This is a genomic window from Ancylobacter aquaticus, assembly GCF_004339465.1.
GTDB classification, from domain to species: domain Bacteria; phylum Pseudomonadota; class Alphaproteobacteria; order Rhizobiales; family Xanthobacteraceae; genus Ancylobacter; species Ancylobacter aquaticus.
This window is the reverse complement of sequence record NZ_SMFY01000001.1, coordinates 1856489-1873891: the sequence shown is the minus strand read 5'-3', so window position 1 is coordinate 1873891 and position 17403 is coordinate 1856489. Positions and strand designations below refer to the sequence as shown.

Sequence of the window (17403 nt, the reverse complement as noted above, 5' to 3'; positions counted from 1 at the left end):
GGGAACCGACGAGGCGACGACGATGACCGACACCCTGACCGCCGCTAAGGGCCGCACCGCCATCATCGACGCCCATCTGCATTTGTATGACGGGCAGGCCAACCGCTTCGGCATCTTCGAGCGACGCGATGTGGTGTTCGAATCCTTCGTCGGCGACTACGCGGCGATGCCGAGGCGCTTCCTGATCGAGGATTACATTGAGGCTACCGCCGCGCGGCAGGTCGAGGGCGTGATCTGGCACGAATTCATGTCGGCCGATCCGATCGCCGAAGCGTGCTGGGCGCAGCGGATAGCCGACACGGCTTGCGTGCCGATGGCACTGGTCGGGCTGGTCGATCTCCAGCAGCCTGATCTGGAGGCCCGCCTCGACATCTATCGCACGCTGCCCAACCTGACGGGCGTGCGCCAGCATCTCTTATGGGACCCGGTCCATCCGCTGCGCCGCTTCGCGCCGCGCCCGGACCTCATGACCGATCCGGCATGGCTTGCCGGTCTCGCCCGGCTGAACGGCACGGATCTGCGCTGCGGGCTGGAAGTCTGCGGCCCGCAATTGCCGGAGCTGACCCGCGTGGTCCGCGCCCATCCCGACATCGCCTTCACGGTCGCGGTGATGGGCTGGCCGACCCAACTCGATCGCGAGGGCTTCGAGCGCTGGCGCGCCGACTTCAAAGCGCTCAGCCATTGCCCAAATGTCTGCGCCAGCATCTCGGCGGTGGAGTGCATCTTCGGGCTCGGATGGAGCGAAGAGCAAGTGCGGCCGTGGATCCTCGCCATTGTCGAGACCTTTCGGCCCTCGCGCTGCATGCTCGGCAGCCACCTACCGATCAGCGCGCTCTCACACGGCTTCGACGCCCTGTATGAGACTTACGAGCGTATCTTCGCCGGCTGTTCCGAGGTGGAGCGCACGGCGCTGTTTTCGGGCACGGCGCGCGACTGGTTCCGCCTGCCGCGCGCCTGAGCGCCTACCCCGCCAGCACCACCGTTTCGCGGCCGATCAGCCGGCCGAGCGAGCGCAGGCGGTTGGCGATGCGGTCGCCGCTGAGCGGGGCCAGCTCGCCGCGCAACTGCAAGGCCAGCTTCCCGCGCTCCACCGTCAGCGGCGTCAGCGGCAGCGTGCCCGGCATGGCGGCGGAGAGGATGTAGCCCACCCGCATCGCCGCGCCGAGAATGCGCGCCCGGTCCAACAGCCGCGCCGAGACCAACTCCCGGATGCGCGGGGAGAGATCCTCGTCCACCAGCCCCATGTGCCGGTAATAGATGGCCAGGGCCAAAAATGCGCGGCCGGGATGGTCGACGCCGATGAAGGAGGCGTGGGCGATGAGGTTAAGGCTCTGCTCGCCACGATAATCGGGATGCGCCCGCCAGCTGATGTCCGAGAGCAGGCACGCGGCGTGGCGCAGCCGCTTTTCCTCGACGCTCTCGTCGATCCCGCTGCTCTTCATGAAATGGTCAGTCCAGTCGATCAACTCCCAGCCATGGGCGGGGGAACGGGCGCGGACCTCGTTCAGTTCCGCGGCGGCCGTGATCAGCGGGTCGTGCTGGCGCTCTTCGGTGCCCAGCAGCTCGTAAAGTAGGCCCTCGCGCACGCCCTGCGCGGAGATGAAGATGTTGGCAGGCTTGCCGATGCGGATGAGATGCTCCAGCACCAGCGCGCCATAGGGCAGCAGCGGACGGCGGACATCGGACACGGTGTCGATGCGCGAGAGCGTGTCGATCGGCACCCGCCGCACCAGCCGGCAGAACTCCAGCGCCTCACGGCCGGGGATGATGTAGCCGTGCATCACGTGCAGGGGATAGCCGCGCTGGAACATGTGCAGCCGTGCCAAGGCGCGCCAGGTGCCGCCGACGGCGTAGAAGGTGCGCCCCTTGAGATGTTCGAGGTGCGGCTCCTTGGTCAGCAGGTCCTTGACGATCTTGTCGGCCTTCTTGAGCGACCGGCCGGACGTGTCCTGCAAAGCGAGACCGCCAAGCGGGAAGGTCACGCCGGAGCCGATGCGCTGGCCGTGCAAGTCGGCGAGTTCGAGCGAGCCGCCGCCGAGATCGCCGACCACGCCATTGGCGTGATGGACGCCGGAGAGGATGCCGAGGGCGGAAAGCTGGGCCTCGCGCTTGCCCGACAAAACCTCCACCTCGGTGCGGCAGATCGCGGTGCAGGCGGCAACGAAGTCCGGCCCGTTGGCGGCATCGCGCGCCGCCGCCGTGGCGAGCACATAGAGCTTGCCCACCCCCATGCGGTCGCACAGCACCCGATAGCGGCGCAGGGCGGCGAGCGCCTTTTCCACCGCGTCCGGGTTCAGCCGCCCGGTGGTCAGAACCTCGCGGCCGAGCCCGCAGGAGGCCTTCTCGTTGAAGATCGGCGTCGGCGAGCGCGACAGCCGCTCATAGACGACGAGGCGGACGGAGTTGGAGCCGATATCGATGACGGCGACCGACATGCCGGACAACAGCCCGTGTCCGGCATCACGCAACACTTCACTCATGCGCTCACGTCCGATCGCGACGGCGCAGGAGGTTGCGGGGCGAGGATTCCTTGAGCGACTTGCCACGTCCCGACAGACTCGGATTTGTCATGAAGTACTGCTGGGCGTTGAATTTTTCCTCGCCCTCGCCGGGTACTATGCGCTGCGACGAACCATCCGACAACACCCGCCAGCTCTGCTGGTTGTCCTGCAGGTTGGCGACCATGATCTGGTCGAGGATCTGCATGTGCACCGTCGGGTTGATGATCGGGCACAGCGATTCGACCCGGCGGTCGAGATTGCGCGGCATCAGGTCGGCGGAGGAGATATAGAGCGCCGCCTCGGCATGCGGCAGGCCGTGGCCATTGCCGAAGCAATAGACCCGCTCATGCTCCAGGAAGCGCCCGACGATGGACTTGACGCGGATGTTCTCCGACAGGCCCGGCACGCCGGGACGCAGGCAGCAGATCCCGCGCACCACGATGTCGATCGGCACGCCGGCCTGGCTGGCACGGTAGAGCGAATCGATGATCATCGGGTCGACCAGCGAGTTCATCTTCAGCCAGATCGCCGCCGGCTTGCCGGCCTTGGCGAATTCCATCTCGGCAGCGATATGGTCGAGGATCTGCTGCTTCAGCGTCAGCGGCGCGATGGCCAGTTCTTCCAGTCCGACGGGCTCGGCATAGCCGGTGATGAAATTGAAGATCCGCGCCACGTCGCGGCCGATCGCCGGGTCGGCGGTAAAGAAGGACAGGTCGGTGTAGATGCGGGCGGTGATCGGGTGGTAATTGCCCGTGCCGACATGGCAGTAGCTCGCCAGCGCCCCACCCTCGCGCCGCACCACAAGCGACAGCTTGGCGTGGGTCTTCAGCTCAAGGAAGCCGAACACCACCTGCACGCCGGCGCGCTCCAGGTCGCGGGCCCAGCGGATATTGGCCTCCTCGTCGAAGCGCGCCTTCAGCTCGACCAGCGCCGTCACCGACTTGCCGGCCTCCGCCGCCTCGGCCAGCGCCTTGACGATGGGGCTGTCGGAGGAGGTGCGGTAGAGCGTCTGCTTGATGGCGACGACGTTCGGGTCGCGCGCCGCCTGGCGCAGGAACTGCACCACCACGTCGAAGGATTCATAGGGGTGGTGAACGACGAGGTCCTTCTCGCGGATGGCGGCGAAGCAGTCGCCGGCATGGTCGCGGATGCGCTCGGGGAAACGCGGATTGTAGGGCTTGAACTTCAGGTCCGGCCGGTCGACGCCGACCAGCTGGCTGAACTCGTTCAGCGCCAGCACGCCGTCGACGAGGAAGATCTCATCTTCCACCACGCCGAGTTCGCGGGCGACGAAGACGCGCAGTTCCTCGGGCATGGAGGCGTCGATCTCCAGCCGGATGACCTGCCCCAGCCGGCGGCGCTTCAGCGCCGTCTCGAACTGGCGCATCAGGTCCTCGGCTTCTTCCTCGACTTCGAGGTCGCTGTCGCGAATGACGCGGAAGCCGCCCTGGCCCTTCACCTGATAGCCCGGGAACAGGCGGCCGATGAACAGGCCAATCATCTGCTCCAGCGTGATGAAGCGCTGCACCCCTGCCTCGCTGTCCGGCAGGCGGATGAAGCGGTCGATCTTGGCCGGCACCCGGATGAGCGCGTTCATCGAGCGCCCGTCATGGATGCGCGAGAGCTGGAGCGCCAGCGAGAAGCCGAGATTGGGGATGAACGGGAACGGGTGCGCCGGGTCGATGGCGAGCGGGGTCAGCACCGGGAAGACGTGGGAAAGGAAGAAGTCGTCGAGCACCGCCCGGTCGGCCTTCTGCACGTCGGCACCGTCCACCAGCACGATGCCGCAGCCGATAAGCGACTGCCGCAGCCCGCGCCAGCGGGCCTGCTGGTCCTCGGCAAGCTCGGCCGCCGCCACGCCGATGCGTGCCAGTTGCTCGATGGGATTGAGCCCGTCCGGGCTGCGGGCGGTGTAGCCTTCGCGCACCTGCTCCTTCAGCCCGGCGACGCGGACCATGAAGAACTCGTCGAGATTGTTGGCCGAGATCGAGAGGAAGCGCAGCTGCTCCAGCATCGGGTGCTCGGTGTTGGCAGCCTCCTCCAGCACCCGGCGGTTGAATTCGAGCCAGGACAGTTCGCGGTTGATGAAGCGTTCCGGCGACTTCATCAGCTCGTCTTCCAGTGGACGGGCCGGCACCGTCGGCTGGATGGGCATTTCGGTTAGTTCGGTAACCTGCTCGACCTGCGTTTCCGTCTCGCTCACCGTCGCCACTCCATCCTCTTTGCGGGGGGCCCGCTTCGTCCGGCGCGAAGGTCGCCGGGCATCGTGACGGCTGGATGACATGTTGGGATTAACCTATGGTCAAGTCGTTGAGGACATTTTCGCCGGGCGCCCGTTCCATCTCGTCCGACGGCTCGACACGCTCGCGAAGCAGCGCGGCAGCGAGTGCCCTTGTCAGCGGGCGCTTGCGCGCCAGCGCCTCGCGGTCGAGTTCGGCGACGACATCGCGCAGCCCGGCAATGGACCGCTCCACGCGGGGCAGAAGGTAGGCCAGCAGCGCCTCGTCGGGAAGTATCTGCCGGTCCGCGAACAGTTTCACCGCCACCGCCGCCAGCAATTCCTCGTCTGGCGGACCCAGCCGCACCACCGGCAGCACCCGCAACCGCGAGGCGAGATCGGCCGTGGCGAGGGTTTCCGAAAGGGTCGAGGGCAGCCGCGCCGAGGTGATCAGCAGGCCCGCCTTCTGCTCGCCCACAAGGTTGAGCAGATGGAACAGCGCCGCCTCGGGCACAGGCCCCTCGCCCAAATCCTCCACCACCAGCGCGCCGCTGGCGAGCAGGCCGGGCACGGCAGCAATATCGAGCGCAGCCGCCGGAATGACCGGCGCATGGGTGGCCCCGGCGAAGATGGCGGCGAGATGCGACTTGCCCGAGCCCGCCGGTCCCACCAGCGCCACGGCGCGGGCCGGCCAGTCCGGCCAGGAATCGATCAGGTCCAATGCCGCCTCATTGGCGAGGCCGGGCAGGAAATCATCCCTCGACCGGCTGTCGGCGTGCGGGAGATCGAGGGCAAGTTGCCGGGCGGCCATGCTCAGCGCACCCGGCTCTCGGGCAGGTAGGGCACGGGCGCGGGGGCGCTGTGCAGTTCCGCCTCCCCTTCCCCGGTATAGAGCGGGCTTTCCATGTACTGGCCGATGGCGAAGCGCACCAGCACCCCCACCGCCGCCGCCAGCGGCACCGCCAGCAGCAGGCCGAGGAAGCCCAGCATATAACCGAAGGCCAGCAGGGCGAACATCAGCCACACGGGGTGCAGGCCGACGCTGTCGCCCACCAGCTTGGGCGAGAGGATGTAGCCCTCGATGAACTGGCCGAATACGAAGATGCCGATGACGATGGCGATCATCGAATAGTCCGGGAAGAACTGAACGATGGCGACGCCGCCGGCGAGCACTAGCCCGGTCAGCGAGCCGACATAGGGGATGAACGTGATGATCCCCGAGACGAAGCCGATGACGAAGCCGAAATTCAGTCCTGTCATGGTCAGGCTGATGGCGTAGAAGCTGCCGAGGATCAGGCAGACCAGCGACTGGCCACGCACGAAACCGGCGATGGCGCTGTCCATCTGGCCGGCAAGGTCGCGAAGGGTGGCGCGGTGGCGCACCGGCAGCCACGAATCCACCTTTGTCACCATGCTGTCCCAGTCATTGAGGATGTAGAACGCCACCACAGGGGTAATGACCAGTAGCGTGAAAACGGAGAGCAGCGCCTGCCCGCCGGTCCAAAGCCCCTGGATCAGCGTCAGCATGTACGCTGCGCCCTGCGAGACCAGCTCGTTCAGCCCGGATTGCACACTCGGCATGCGGTCGCCGACGAAATCGCGCAGCCACGCGGCGCTCTCTCCCTCGCCGGTCAGCAGGTTCTGCAGCTTGCCGATATATTCGGGCAGGCGCTGGATGAAAGCGGCGAGCTGCGAGCCGAAGATCGGCACAACCAGCAGCATCAGCAGGATCGCCAGCAGCAGCGTCAGGGTGATCGTCAGCAGCGAGGCGACCAGTCGGTTGACCCCCCAGCGCTCCAGCCGCGTCGTCACCGGGTTGAGGAAATAGGCGAGCGCGAGGCCGGCGACGAAGGGCAAAAGCACGCTCGACAGCAGCCATGAGGCCGCAATGAACAGACCGAGCACGGTCAGCCAGAACATCACCTGCTTGTGCCACGCCATTCGCCGTCCGCCTCTTGCCCGGCCCCACGCATCGCGGCGCCGCCTCTTTCACATAAATACAGGAAAACGGCGCGCGTGCGATGCACAAGCGGCGCTGCCGACGAGCTCGCCCCCGCCATTCACAGCACCTTCCCCAACGCGAGCGTGGCCTTGCCCGTTCCGGCGTGGCAGAAGGCGGGACGCACCCACCCATCCCGACGCTCCACTGGCCCGCCGCATGCGCTCCTCGCTCGTCACCTCAGGCATCGTCGCCGCCCTTGTCGGCTTTGGCGGCACGCTCACCCTCATCGTCGCGGCCGCGCAGGCGCTCGGCGCCACGCCGGGGCAGATCACCTCCGGCGTCATCGGCCTGTGCCTGTCCATGGCGGCGACCTCCGCTTGGCTCGGCTGGCGCCACCGCATGCCGATCATCACCGCCTGGACCACGCCGGGCGCGGCGCTGATCGCCGCCTCGCACGGCCTCACCATCGAGCTGGCGGTAGGTGCCTTCATCGTCGCCGGCGTGCTCATCCTCGTCACCGCCGCGGTCAAGCCGCTCGGCGCGCTGGTGCAGCGCCTGCCGGTGGCGATCGCCGCCGCCATGCTGGCGGGCGTGCTGTTCCGATTCTGCACCGCCGTCTTCACCGCCGGGCAGGTCGACCCGCTGCTGGTGCTGCCGCTGGTGCTGCTCTTCCTGGTGGCGCGGCGCATCAGCCCTTTCGGAGCGGTGCTGGCGGTGCTGGTGCTCGGCATCGCGCTGGCCTTCGTCCTCGGCCGCGTCGGCCCGCTTCCCGACGGCGTGCCGTGGCCGACCCTTGAACTGATCGTGCCGCAGTTCGACCTTCAGGCGATGATCGGCGTCGGGATTCCGCTCTATATCGTCACCATGGCCTCGCAGAACCTGCCCGGCTTGGCCGTGCTGCAGGCGGCCGGCTACAAGCCACCGGCGCCGTCGATCCTCGCCTCCACCGCCATCGCCTCGCTCATCACCGCGCCGATCGGCTCGCTGACAAGCAACCTCGCCGCCATCACCGCCTCTATCTGCACCGGGCCGGACACCCATCCCGACCCGGAAAAGCGCTGGCTGGCGACGCCGTTCTACGCGCTGAGCTATGTCGTGCTCGCCGGCTTCGGCGCCGGCGCGGTGGCACTGATCGCCGCCCTGCCGCCCGAACTCGTGGCGACCTTCGCCGGGCTGGCTCTGCTCGGCCCGCTGGTCAATGCGCTCGGCTCCGCCATGGGCGATGGCGCCAAGCGCTTCCCCGCCGTGCTGACGCTGGCGGTCACCGCTTCGGGCCTGTCGCTGTTCGGCCTCGGCTCTGCCTTCTGGGGGCTGGCCGCCGGCCTCACCGCGCTCGCCATCGAGCATGCAGGACGCCGGGGCTGAGGCTGCAGGGTGCGGGGGAAAGCCGCCCGCCACCTTGCCCGCCGCCCGATAAGCGTTTAATCCGCGAGCATTGATCGGGGACGCATGATGACCGGGACGGAAAAAGGCCTCAGCTATCGCGATGCGGGCGTCGACATCGACGCCGGCAACCGGCTGGTCGATCTCATCAAGCCGCTGGTCAAGGCGACCCGCCGGGCAGGCGCCGATGCCGATATCGGCGGCTTCGGCGGGGTGTTCGACCCCAAGGCCGCCGGCTTCAAGGACCCGCTCATCGTCGCCACCACCGACGGCGTCGGCACCAAGCTGAAGATCGCGATTGAGACCGGCCGGCACGGCACAATCGGCATTGACCTCGTCGCCATGTGCGTCAACGATCTCGTGGTGCAGGGCGCCGAGCCGCTGTTCTTCCTCGACTATTTCGCCACCGGCAAGCTGGCCCCGGAAATCGGCGCCACCATCGTCGCCGGCATCGCGCGGGGCTGCGTCGAGGCCGGCTGCGCGCTGATTGGCGGCGAGACGGCGGAAATGCCCGGCATGTATGCCGAAGGCGACTATGACCTCGCCGGCTTCTCGGTCGGCGCGGTGGAGCGCGGCGAACTTCTGCCCTCCCCCAATGTGCGCCCCGGCGACGTGCTGCTCGGCCTCGCCTCCTCCGGCGTGCATTCCAACGGCTATTCGCTGGTGCGCCGCATCGTCGAGGTCTCCGGCCTCACCTGGGATTCCCCCGCGCCCTTCGCGCGCGGCCTCACGCTGGGCGAGGCGCTGCTCATCCCCACGCGGCTCTATGTGAAGTCGACGCTCGCGGCCATCCGCTCCACCGGCAAGGTGAAGGCGCTCGCCCACATCACCGGCGGCGGGCTTACCGAGAACCTGCCGCGCGTGCTGCCCAAGCACACGATCGGCCGCATCGACCTTGACGGCGTGAACGTGCCCCCGGTGTTCCGCTGGCTGGCACAGGTCGGCAAGGTGGCGCCGGAGGAAATGCTGCGCGCCTTCAACTGCGGCATCGGCATGGTGGTGGTCTGCGCCCCGGAAGATGCCGAGACAGTGGCCGGCGCGTTCGTCGAGGGCGGCGAGGAAGTGATGCATCTGGGTGTCATCGAGCCCGGCGAGGGCGCAGCCCACACCGTCTATGACGGCACGCTCACCCTCGACACGCCGCTCTGAGCCAGGCTGGCGCCATGACCAAGCCCCGCGTGGCCGTCCTCATATCCGGGCGCGGCTCCAACATGATGTCGCTGATCGAGGCGGCCGCCGCACCGGATTTTCCGGCCGAGATCGCCGTGGTCATCTCAAACCGCCCGGACGCGCACGGCCTCGCCCGCGCGCAGGCCTGCAACATCCCCACCCGCATTGTCGACCACAAGGCGCATGCCGACCGCGCCGCCTTCGATGCGGCGCTCGACGCGGTGCTGGAGGAGGAGGCGGCCGATCTCGTCTGCCTCGCCGGCTTCCTGCGCCTGCTCACCGGGCCGTTCGTCGAGAAGTGGACGGGCCGGATGCTCAACATTCACCCGGCCCTTCTGCCCAGCTTCAAGGGCCTGCACACCCATGAGCGGGCGTTGGCCGAGGGCGTGCGCATCCATGGCTGCACGGTGCATTTCGTCACGCCGGAGATGGATGTCGGCCCCATCCTCATCCAGGCCGCCGTGCCGGTGCTGGAGGCCGACACGCCCGGCACGCTCGGCGCCCGCGTGCTGGCGCAGGAGCATGTGATCTATCCCGCCGCGCTGCGCCTCGTCGCCGAGGGCCGCGCCCGGCTGGAGAATGGCCGCGTCGTCCTCGACGAGTTCATCCTCGCCCCTCCGGCGCTGGTCGTCCCGCCGGTCGGCTGAACACCCGCTTGGCTCTAAGCGATCCCCACCGCCCGCAGCGTCGGCGCGGCCTGCGTCACCTCGTCGAGCGGGGCGATCGACACCTGCAGGTCGGTCATCATCGCGTCGCCATAGATGGTGGCGAAGGCGGCATCCGCCGCGTCGCGGCCGACGCCGATCCGCACCAGCCCCTGCAGCGCCGCCTTGCGGGTGGGGTCGAACACATACCAGGCGCCGTCGAGATAGCACTCGAACACCGCGTGGAAATCCGGCGGGTCGAGTTGCCAGGCATAGGAACTGGCGAAGCGCGAGGGAATCGACAGAGCGCGGCAGAAGGCGATGCCGAGATGGGCGAAATCCCGGCACACGCCGGCGCGCTGCACCATCGTGTCATAGGCCGAGGTTTCGGAATTGGTGCTGCCGCTGAGATATTCGACATTGTCGTAGATCCAGTTGCAGATCGCCGTCACCCGCTCATGGCCGGGCGGCAGGCCTCCGAACTGGTGATAGGCGAAGCGCCCCAGCTGGTCGGACTGGCAGTAGCGGCTGGGGTTGAGGAAAGGCACCACCTCCAGCGGCAGTTCCGCCACCGGCGTCTCGCTGACATGGGAGGGGTCGGCATCGAGCATCGCCAGCTCGACCGTCGCGTCATAGGCGACCTCGAACCGGCCGGGCTCCACCACCACGCGCACCAGCCGCGTGCCGCCCGCCAGATCGTGCCGCTCCAGCGCGACGGCGGGGGTGAGCTTCAGCGTTTCCGAGAGAATCGTCTGGTGGCGCAGCGCCGCCGCCTCGATGTTGAGGATGAAGACGGCCCTGTCGCGCACCTCATAGGCGAGCCGGGAGGCGACGTTGAATCTCATGAGGTGGTTCCGCTACGAGGAGAGATGTCGATATGACGCCGATGGGGACGATCGGTTCCCCTCAGGTACCACCTCTTGGCCGGGAAATTTACGACGGTGGCGCATTTCGCGGCCGAGTCGGCGTGGCCCTCCCCTCTGCCGGCCCCATCGCGTGCGCTCCCGGCGTAACCCGTGCCACGCAGGCCATGCAAGCATGATCGCCCCTAATGGCCGCCCGGCCAGCGGGCTCTCAGTTCGCGCTGCACCCTTAGAAGCGCTTCGATGCCCTCAGGCACGTAGTAGGCGAGTTCGTCATCCATGTTGTGGGGATAACCGGTCAGGTTGTTCAGCGTGTCGAGCACAGCGAGCCTGAAGTCCCGCAAGTCCATCTCTGGCTCAGGCCAGCCCACATAGACGCGCCGCAACGTTGCTCTATCGATGCCGAATATCGTGGAGAACTCTATTTCGGGGAAGAAGTCGCCCTCAGTCGCGGCTTTTACCGCACGGCCGACCATATCGACATCCTCGGGCGACAGCATATCCCTGATCTTCGGCATAGCGCCTCTCAACAACCTACCAATCGCTCGACCGCAGCAGCCTCAAGGACGGGAGACCAAACTGTGGAAAACGCAAACCTGACTAGGATATGCAGACTTCTATACGATGCGTTCATCGAGATACGCATGGCGTCCCGCGAAGGCGACAACAACGTTAGCTTCGCGCTGGCGGACCTGCTCCACACAGTCCCCCTCGCTATTGCGAAAGAAGCCGCCGCCGGCAGCGATTTCAGCGACACACTTCGCACCCTCCTGCAGCGTGCAGACGAGCGCGGAATACGTTCGTGGGTGGACACCCGCCTGGCGACGACCGCTGCCGGAGAGCACCCGGATTAAAACCGGCCGTCCCCCTCACACCCTCCCGATCCGCACCCGGTTGTCGTGCAGCGCGGCGCCGCCGGCCGGGGCGACGGGGTCGGCGCCGGTGAGGCTGTTGATGCCGCGCCCGCCCTCATGGGCGCGGTTGGGCCAGATCGATTCCGCCACCACCACGCCGCGCCGCAGGCCGTCGAACAGGCGGGCGTGGAGCTGCACTTGGCCGCGCGCGCTGGTCACGACGACAAGGTCGCCATCGCCGATCTCCAGCGCCGCCGCATCCTCAGGGTGGAGCAGCAGTTCCGGCCGCTTCTCGCGCACCAGCGAGCCCTCGGTTTCGGTGAAGGTCGAGTTGAGGAAGGAGCGCGCGGGCGCGGTGACGAGGCGGAACGGATACTCCGCTGTCGCTTCCTCGATCACCGCCCAGTGGTCCGGCCATGCCGGCATGTCCTCGACCGGCCCGAACTTCGCCGGGGAGGAGAACCGCGAGCGGGCCCAGTCCGGCTTCAGGCGGAATTTGCCATCGGGCCAGTTGAAGCCCTTCTCATAATGGGCGGTGGCGAAATCGGGCTGGATGTCGAGGAAGCGCGCTTCTTCCAGCGCTTCCACCGTTCCGCGCCCGGCCGCCCGCAGCATAAAGTCGATATGATCGCGCGGGCTCATCTGGAAGCCCTCATGCACGGCGCCGAGACGGTCGGCCAACGCGCCGATCACCTCGTGATTGCTGCGGCACTCGCCCATCGGCTCGACCAGCTTGGGGCCGAGAATGACATATTGGTTGCCGCCGCCCTGGTAGAGGTCGTCATGCTCGGTGAACATGGTCGCCGGCAGAACGATGTCGGCCATGGCAGCCGTCTCAGTCATGAACTGCTCATGCACGGCGACAAACAGGTCCTCGCGCGCAAAGCCGCGCCGCACCGTCTCCTGGTCGGGCGCGACGGAGACCGGGTTGGTGTTCTGGATCAGCATCGCACTCACTGGCGGGCCGCCGAGCAGCGCCTCGGGGTCGCCGGTCAGGATGTCGCCGATGCGCGACTGGTCAAGCTCCCGCGCGCGGGTGGGGATGTCCAGCCCCTCCACCATCGTCTTGTTCCAGCCATAGATGGCGCTGTTGGAGTGGAACACCCCGCCGCCCTCATGCTTCCACGACCCGGTAATGGTGGGAATGCAGCTCACCGCGTGCATCGCCACCGCGCCGTTGCGCGAGCGGGTGAAGCCATAGCCGGCGCGGATGAAGGTTTTCGGCGTGCGTCCGATGAACTGCGCGAACGCCTCGATTTCTGCAGCCGGCAGTCCGGTGATGGCAGCAGCCCATTCAGGCGTGCGCTCGGCGAGATGAGCCTCGAAACCCTCCGCGTCATCAGCAAATTCAGCGAGATAGTCGCGGTCGGCAAAGCCGTCGCGAAACAGCACATGCATCACCGCGCAGGCCAGCGCCCCATCCGTCCCCGGCCGGATGAGAACGGAAATGTCCGCCTGCTCCATGGTGGGCGAGCGGTAGACATCGACCACGGCGATCTTGGCCCCGCGCTCCTTGCGGGCGCGGATAGCGTGCGTCATCACGTTGATCTGGGTCGACACCGGGTTGGTGCCCCAGATGACGACAAAGTCGCTCTTGGCCATTTCGCGCGGGTCCGGCCCGGCGAGCTTGCCGGTGCCGGCCATGAACCCGCTCCAGGCCGGGTTGACGCAGATGCTGGAAAAGAAGCGCGAATAGCCCTTGGCGCGGGTCAGCCGGTTGATGCCGTCGCGCATCACCAGCCCCATCGTGCCGGCGTAGTAATAGGGCCATACCGCTTCCGGCCCGAAGCGGCGCTCGGCCTCGCGGAACTGGTGGGCGATCTCGTCCAGCGCCTCGTCCCAGCCGATGGGTGCGTAGGCGCCATTGCCTTTCGCGCCCATGCGGCGCAGCGGGCGGGTCAGCCTGTCGGGATGGTTCGCCCGCTCGGCGTAGCGCGCGACCTTGGCGCAAATGATTCCGGCGGTGAAGCTGTTGTCGCGCGCGCCGCGCACGCGGCCGATGCGCCCGTCCACGACCTCGATCTCCAGCGCGCAGGTGGAGGGGCAGTCATGGGGGCAGGCGGAAGAGGCGGTGCGGGCAGGCGAGAGATGCTGATTCATGAAAAAGGCGCTCCGCCAGTATCCTAGCGGAGCGCCTCCCTTTTTTACACCTACGCGGTTACGCCCACGCTCAGTGCGCGGTCGCCTCGCGGCGGCGGCTCTTCACGATCCAGCCGAAGCTGATCACGAACACCGCGCCGACCACGGCCGCGAGATAGTGCGGGATGGCGGAGGGCTTCAGCCCGACCGGGTCCTCGGGATCGGCGATCACGTCGACCAGCCAGGGAGCCATTCCCTGCATCGTCTCCAGCACCACCTTGTCGCTGACCAGCATTTCGCCAGCGATCCAGCCCAGCAGCGCCGCGCCGAACCAGATGAGGATCGGGAAGCGCGAAATCAGCTTCAGGATCAACTGCGAGCCGAAGATAATCAGCGGGATGGTGAGCAGCAGGCCGAAAATGAACAGCTCCGCATGGCCGCGCGCGGCGGCGGCGATGGCCACCACATTGTCGAGGCTCATCACCGCGTCGGCGATGGCGATGGTACGAACCGCCTTCCACAGGCTGTCGGCGCCTTCGACATGATGCCCCTCGGCGCCCTCGTCGAGCACCAGCTTGATGGCGATCCAGAACAGCAGCACGCCACCGACTACCTTCAGGAACGGCACGCCGAGCATGTAGGAGACCACGAGCGCAAAGATGATGCGCAGGCCCACCGCCGCGCCGGCGCCGAGCAGAATGCCCCATTTGCGCTGCTTCTCGGGCAGCGAGCGGCAGGCGAGCGCGATGACCACCGCATTGTCGCCGGAAAGCAGCAGGTCGATCCAGATGATCTGGAGCAGTGCCACCCAGAAGATCGGGCTTGAGAAATCCATCGTGTCCTCTCCGAGGGTCGAATTTAGAAACAGGGGAAGGACTTCCCAGCCCACCGGCGACATCTCTGGAATACATTATTAAGTACGCCAGAATGTACCGTCCAAACGGGCAGCGCCCGCGACGGGTGAGGTCGCGGGCGCTGCTGGGGAGGGAATCCCGATTACATTACGAGCCGTGCGGTCCCGCCGCATGCGAACCCTTCAGCCGGGCCAGGGCCCAGCCCGTGCCGAGCACGATCACCGCACCGGCAGCCGCCGCCGCGTATTCATAGTGGTGGACCATCGCCTCGCCGAAATAATCCAGCACCTTGATATCCGAGACGAACATCTCGCCCGCGACCCAGCCCAGCAAAGCCGCGCCGGCCCACACCAGGAAGGGGAAGCGCGCCAGCAGGCTCATGATCAGCGCCGCGCCGGCGATGATCATGGGGATGGAAATGACCAGGCCGATGATGATGAGCGTCCAGTTGCCATCGGCGACGGCGGCGATGGCGACCACATTGTCGAGGCTCATCACCAGATCGGCGACGGCAATGGTGCCGACCGCGCGCCACAGATTGTCGTGCGCCGCGACGCCGCCTTCATCGGCCTCTTCGGGGAGCACAAGGTCTACCGCAATGTACATCAGCGCCAGCGCGCCGATGACGCGCAGCCAGGGCAGGCCCAGCAGCACCGCGATGATGGCCGTGAACACGATACGCATGCCAACCGCGACGGCGGCACCGAGAATCATGCCGGTGCGGCGCATTCTGTCGGGCAGCGAGCGGCACGCCATGGCGATGACGACGGCATTGTCGCCGGAAAGCAGGACGTTGATCCAGATGATTTTTAACAGGGCTAGCCAGAAGAGCGGCTCAAGATAATCCATGTGGTCATTCCCTCACCTTCCCACCCGGATGCGGGCAGGACTCAAGTTTGTTCTGTCGGCGTTGGCGCGCCATTATTTTTGGTGAGGCAAGAGGAGGTGGCTCCGGCGGGCCCACTCCCGGGCGCTCTTGGCGCGCCATTAACGGCATCCCCGCTGCGGGCCACTTCTCCATGGCCGGACCCCCGCAGCGCCCATCGCAGGAACATACATAATAATCCATGCGGTGGCCAAGCCCGAATACCGCATTTTTTGCAGCAAATGATGCTGCGGACGCTTAATCTACGCTGCTGTGCGAAAAGAAACACCCCATCCGCCGGACCGGACGGGGTGCGAACGCTGTTGGCCGAAGACGGCGATAAGGTCAGCCGACGATCTCGTTACCGGCGAAGAACTGCGCGATCTCGATCTGCGCATTCTCCAGGCTGTCGGAGCCATGGGCCGAATTCTCGCCGACCGAGAGGGCGAATTCCTTGCGGATGGTGCCCTCGGCCGCATTGGCCGGGTTGGTGGCGCCCATCACTTCGCGATACTTGGCGACGGCGTCTTCGCCTTCCAGCACCTGCACGACGATCGGCTCGGAGATCATGAAGTCCACGAGTTCGCCGAAGAAGGGGCGCTCCTTGTGGACGCCATAGAAGGTCTCGGCCTGGGCGCGGGTGAGCAGCATGCGCTTCTGCGCGACGATACGCAGGCCGGCCTTCTCGATGGTGGCGTTGATCGCGCCCGTGAGATTACGACGGGTGGCGTCGGGCTTGATGATCGAAAAAGTGCGCTCGAGCGCCATGACGTGCTTCCTAGAGATAGCGAGGGGAAAGGTTCGCAGCGGCTTATAGCGGCGCCTCCGCCCGCGGACAAGAGAAGCGCGGGCGGCGTTTTCGACAAGGCCTTGGTACCCGCGCCGGAGGATCGTGTGGATTCGAAACCCCTGCCTTGCGCCGGAACCCCGGCGGGCTCATTTGCTTAGCAACGGAGCGGCCCGTGCCGCAGCTCAGGATGTTGCCCAAATGAAGAAGTGCGTTGTCGCCGCGTCGGCTCTGGCGGCTGTTCTCGTCGGGCTCCTCGCCCTCCCCTTCCTGCCTGTCGCCGATGCGACCACAGATCCGTCGCGGCAGCCGGCCGGCTACAAGACCTGCTTCCTGGAGCGCCGCGCGGTGTTCACCGAGGGAGCGCCGCGCTGGGTTAAGGAAAGGCGCTGCGTATTCGCCCAGTAGCCGTGCGATCACGACTTCATGATTACCTCTTGGAACTTCCTGAAGAGTTCGCACGTTAAGGGGGTGTTAACGGACGGAATGAGGCAGATACGGATGAACGAACGCAAAACGTTTCGTTCCGCTGGGCCGGCCACTTGGGGTGGCGACGCAGCAGTTGGTTTCTTGTGCTTCGTGTTTCCTTCCGCAGTCGTGAGCGACGTAATGACCAAATGAATTCCGGTGGTTCATCCACCGGCAGGTGGATGAGGTGCCGAGATGTACAAGGCCATTGCCATCAGTGCCGTTGCTGCCGCCATGGGTTTTACCGCCCTCTTCGTGGGTGCGGCCGACGCCACGGGTTATTTCAAACGTCAGATGCCTGTCGCGACGGTGGAAATCCCGGTTGAGCAGGTCGCGGGTGATTGCGTGATGCAGTCGCGCTGGGTGAGCGATGCCGGCCGCATGGTCGAGGTCGAGCGTCCCGTTTGCTACTGAGGCGTGAAGTCGGGCTTACCCGGTAGGGTTGCCTGATTGGCCCGCAGTTCCTCGTCCCGCTCACGCTCCATTCTTTTTTAAGGTTAGGCTCGCGGCATCCCCACTCCCCCAAGCCCCAACGCGAGCCCATCAGCCCCGGCTTCTCCCCCAAGGAGCCGGGGCATTTTTTGTTCTCGTCCGCTCCGGCGCGCAGCATGAACAATCGCCAACGAAGCGTTCAGCGGCCGTTGCCGCGCGACGTGCAAGATACGTCCATTCCGGCAACGGAAAGCCGACGGCACCCACCGTTCCCGCCGACCCGGCGGAGGCCCGACGCAAACGCTCCGGTTCTGCTTCCCGCAGGATCGGGGCGTTTCCTTTT

17 protein-coding genes are annotated in these 17403 nt (G+C 66.6%); 7 read left to right on the top strand and 10 right to left on the bottom strand.

What is annotated here, in order from left to right; translation table 11 throughout:
* The first annotated feature begins 22 nt into the window (after window positions 1-22).
* Window positions 23-958, top strand: a complete 936-nt coding sequence (locus EV667_RS08675) for an amidohydrolase family protein (protein WP_131834835.1) — start codon at window positions 23-25, stop codon at window positions 956-958.
* A 4-nt stretch (window positions 959-962) separates the two neighbouring features.
* Here the strand turns inward: EV667_RS08675 and EV667_RS08670 are convergent, their stop codons facing one another.
* The 4 genes from EV667_RS08670 to EV667_RS08655 all read right to left on the bottom strand — a co-directional run bounded on the left by EV667_RS08670 (window position 963) and on the right by EV667_RS08655 (window position 6660).
* On the bottom strand, window positions 963-2480 hold the full coding sequence (locus EV667_RS08670) for a Ppx/GppA family phosphatase (protein ID WP_131834834.1): 1518 nt from the start codon (window positions 2478-2480) through the stop codon (window positions 963-965).
* 4 nt (window positions 2481-2484) lie between these two features.
* Entirely contained in the window at window positions 2485-4656 is a 2172-nt protein-coding gene (locus tag EV667_RS08665; protein ID WP_131835083.1) for an RNA degradosome polyphosphate kinase, read from the bottom strand.
* A gap of 136 nt (window positions 4657-4792) precedes the next feature.
* Window positions 4793-5530 (bottom strand): P-loop NTPase family protein, encoded by a 738-nt coding sequence (locus EV667_RS08660; RefSeq protein ID WP_131834833.1) that lies wholly within the window; start codon window positions 5528-5530, stop codon window positions 4793-4795.
* Between the two features lie 2 nt (window positions 5531-5532).
* Window positions 5533-6660, bottom strand: a complete 1128-nt coding sequence (locus EV667_RS08655) for an AI-2E family transporter (protein ID WP_131834832.1) — start codon at window positions 6658-6660, stop codon at window positions 5533-5535.
* A 217-nt stretch (window positions 6661-6877) separates the two neighbouring features.
* Between EV667_RS08655 and EV667_RS08650 the strand changes: the two genes are divergently transcribed.
* From EV667_RS08650 to purN, 3 genes are all read left to right on the top strand, one after another.
* Complete coding sequence (locus EV667_RS08650) at window positions 6878-8026, top strand: benzoate/H(+) symporter BenE family transporter (protein ID WP_131834831.1); 1149 nt, start codon at window positions 6878-6880, stop codon at window positions 8024-8026.
* A gap of 84 nt (window positions 8027-8110) precedes the next feature.
* Window positions 8111-9193, top strand: a complete 1083-nt coding sequence (gene purM, locus EV667_RS08645) for a phosphoribosylformylglycinamidine cyclo-ligase (protein WP_425359008.1) — start codon at window positions 8111-8113, stop codon at window positions 9191-9193.
* A gap of 14 nt (window positions 9194-9207) precedes the next feature.
* Window positions 9208-9861, top strand: a complete 654-nt coding sequence (gene purN / locus EV667_RS08640; protein ID WP_131834829.1) for a phosphoribosylglycinamide formyltransferase — start codon at window positions 9208-9210, stop codon at window positions 9859-9861.
* Between the two features lie 14 nt (window positions 9862-9875).
* On the opposite strand, the gene EV667_RS08635 is transcribed toward purN, so the two are convergent.
* Complete coding sequence (locus EV667_RS08635; protein WP_131834828.1) at window positions 9876-10703, bottom strand: transglutaminase-like domain-containing protein; 828 nt, start codon at window positions 10701-10703, stop codon at window positions 9876-9878.
* A gap of 203 nt (window positions 10704-10906) precedes the next feature.
* On the bottom strand, window positions 10907-11239 hold the full coding sequence (locus tag EV667_RS08630) for a hypothetical protein (RefSeq protein ID WP_131834827.1): 333 nt from the start codon (window positions 11237-11239) through the stop codon (window positions 10907-10909).
* Between the two features lie 126 nt (window positions 11240-11365).
* On the opposite strand from EV667_RS08630, the gene EV667_RS08625 reads away from it, so the two are divergent.
* On the top strand, window positions 11366-11575 hold the full coding sequence (locus tag EV667_RS08625) for a hypothetical protein (RefSeq protein ID WP_131834826.1): 210 nt from the start codon (window positions 11366-11368) through the stop codon (window positions 11573-11575).
* Window positions 11576-11590: 15 nt separating this feature from the next.
* Here the strand turns inward: EV667_RS08625 and EV667_RS08620 are convergent, their stop codons facing one another.
* The 4 genes from EV667_RS08620 to ndk form a co-directional block, all read right to left on the bottom strand.
* Window positions 11591-13675 carry a molybdopterin-containing oxidoreductase family protein gene (locus EV667_RS08620; RefSeq protein WP_131834825.1) on the bottom strand — a complete coding sequence of 695 codons (2085 nt, stop codon included), beginning with the start codon at window positions 13673-13675 and terminating at the stop codon, window positions 11591-11593.
* 70 nt (window positions 13676-13745) lie between these two features.
* The gene (locus EV667_RS08615) at window positions 13746-14489 is read right to left on the bottom strand and encodes a TerC family protein (RefSeq protein WP_131834824.1); all 744 of its coding nucleotides are present in this window, start codon (window positions 14487-14489) and stop codon (window positions 13746-13748) included.
* Window positions 14490-14655: 166 nt separating this feature from the next.
* Window positions 14656-15357 carry a TerC family protein gene (locus EV667_RS08610; RefSeq protein ID WP_131834823.1) on the bottom strand — a complete coding sequence of 234 codons (702 nt, stop codon included), beginning with the start codon at window positions 15355-15357 and terminating at the stop codon, window positions 14656-14658.
* Between the two features lie 361 nt (window positions 15358-15718).
* Window positions 15719-16141: a nucleoside-diphosphate kinase gene (gene ndk, locus EV667_RS08605; protein WP_018390338.1), complete on the bottom strand. Its 423-nt coding sequence runs from the start codon at window positions 16139-16141 to the stop codon at window positions 15719-15721.
* Between the two features lie 220 nt (window positions 16142-16361).
* Between ndk and EV667_RS08600 the strand changes: the two genes are divergently transcribed.
* Both EV667_RS08600 and EV667_RS08595 read left to right on the top strand, forming a co-directional pair.
* On the top strand, window positions 16362-16568 hold the full coding sequence (locus EV667_RS08600; protein WP_131834822.1) for a hypothetical protein: 207 nt from the start codon (window positions 16362-16364) through the stop codon (window positions 16566-16568).
* 255 nt (window positions 16569-16823) lie between these two features.
* On the top strand, window positions 16824-17042 hold the full coding sequence (locus EV667_RS08595) for a hypothetical protein (protein WP_131834821.1): 219 nt from the start codon (window positions 16824-16826) through the stop codon (window positions 17040-17042).
* The last annotated feature ends 361 nt before the right edge of the window (window positions 17043-17403 follow it).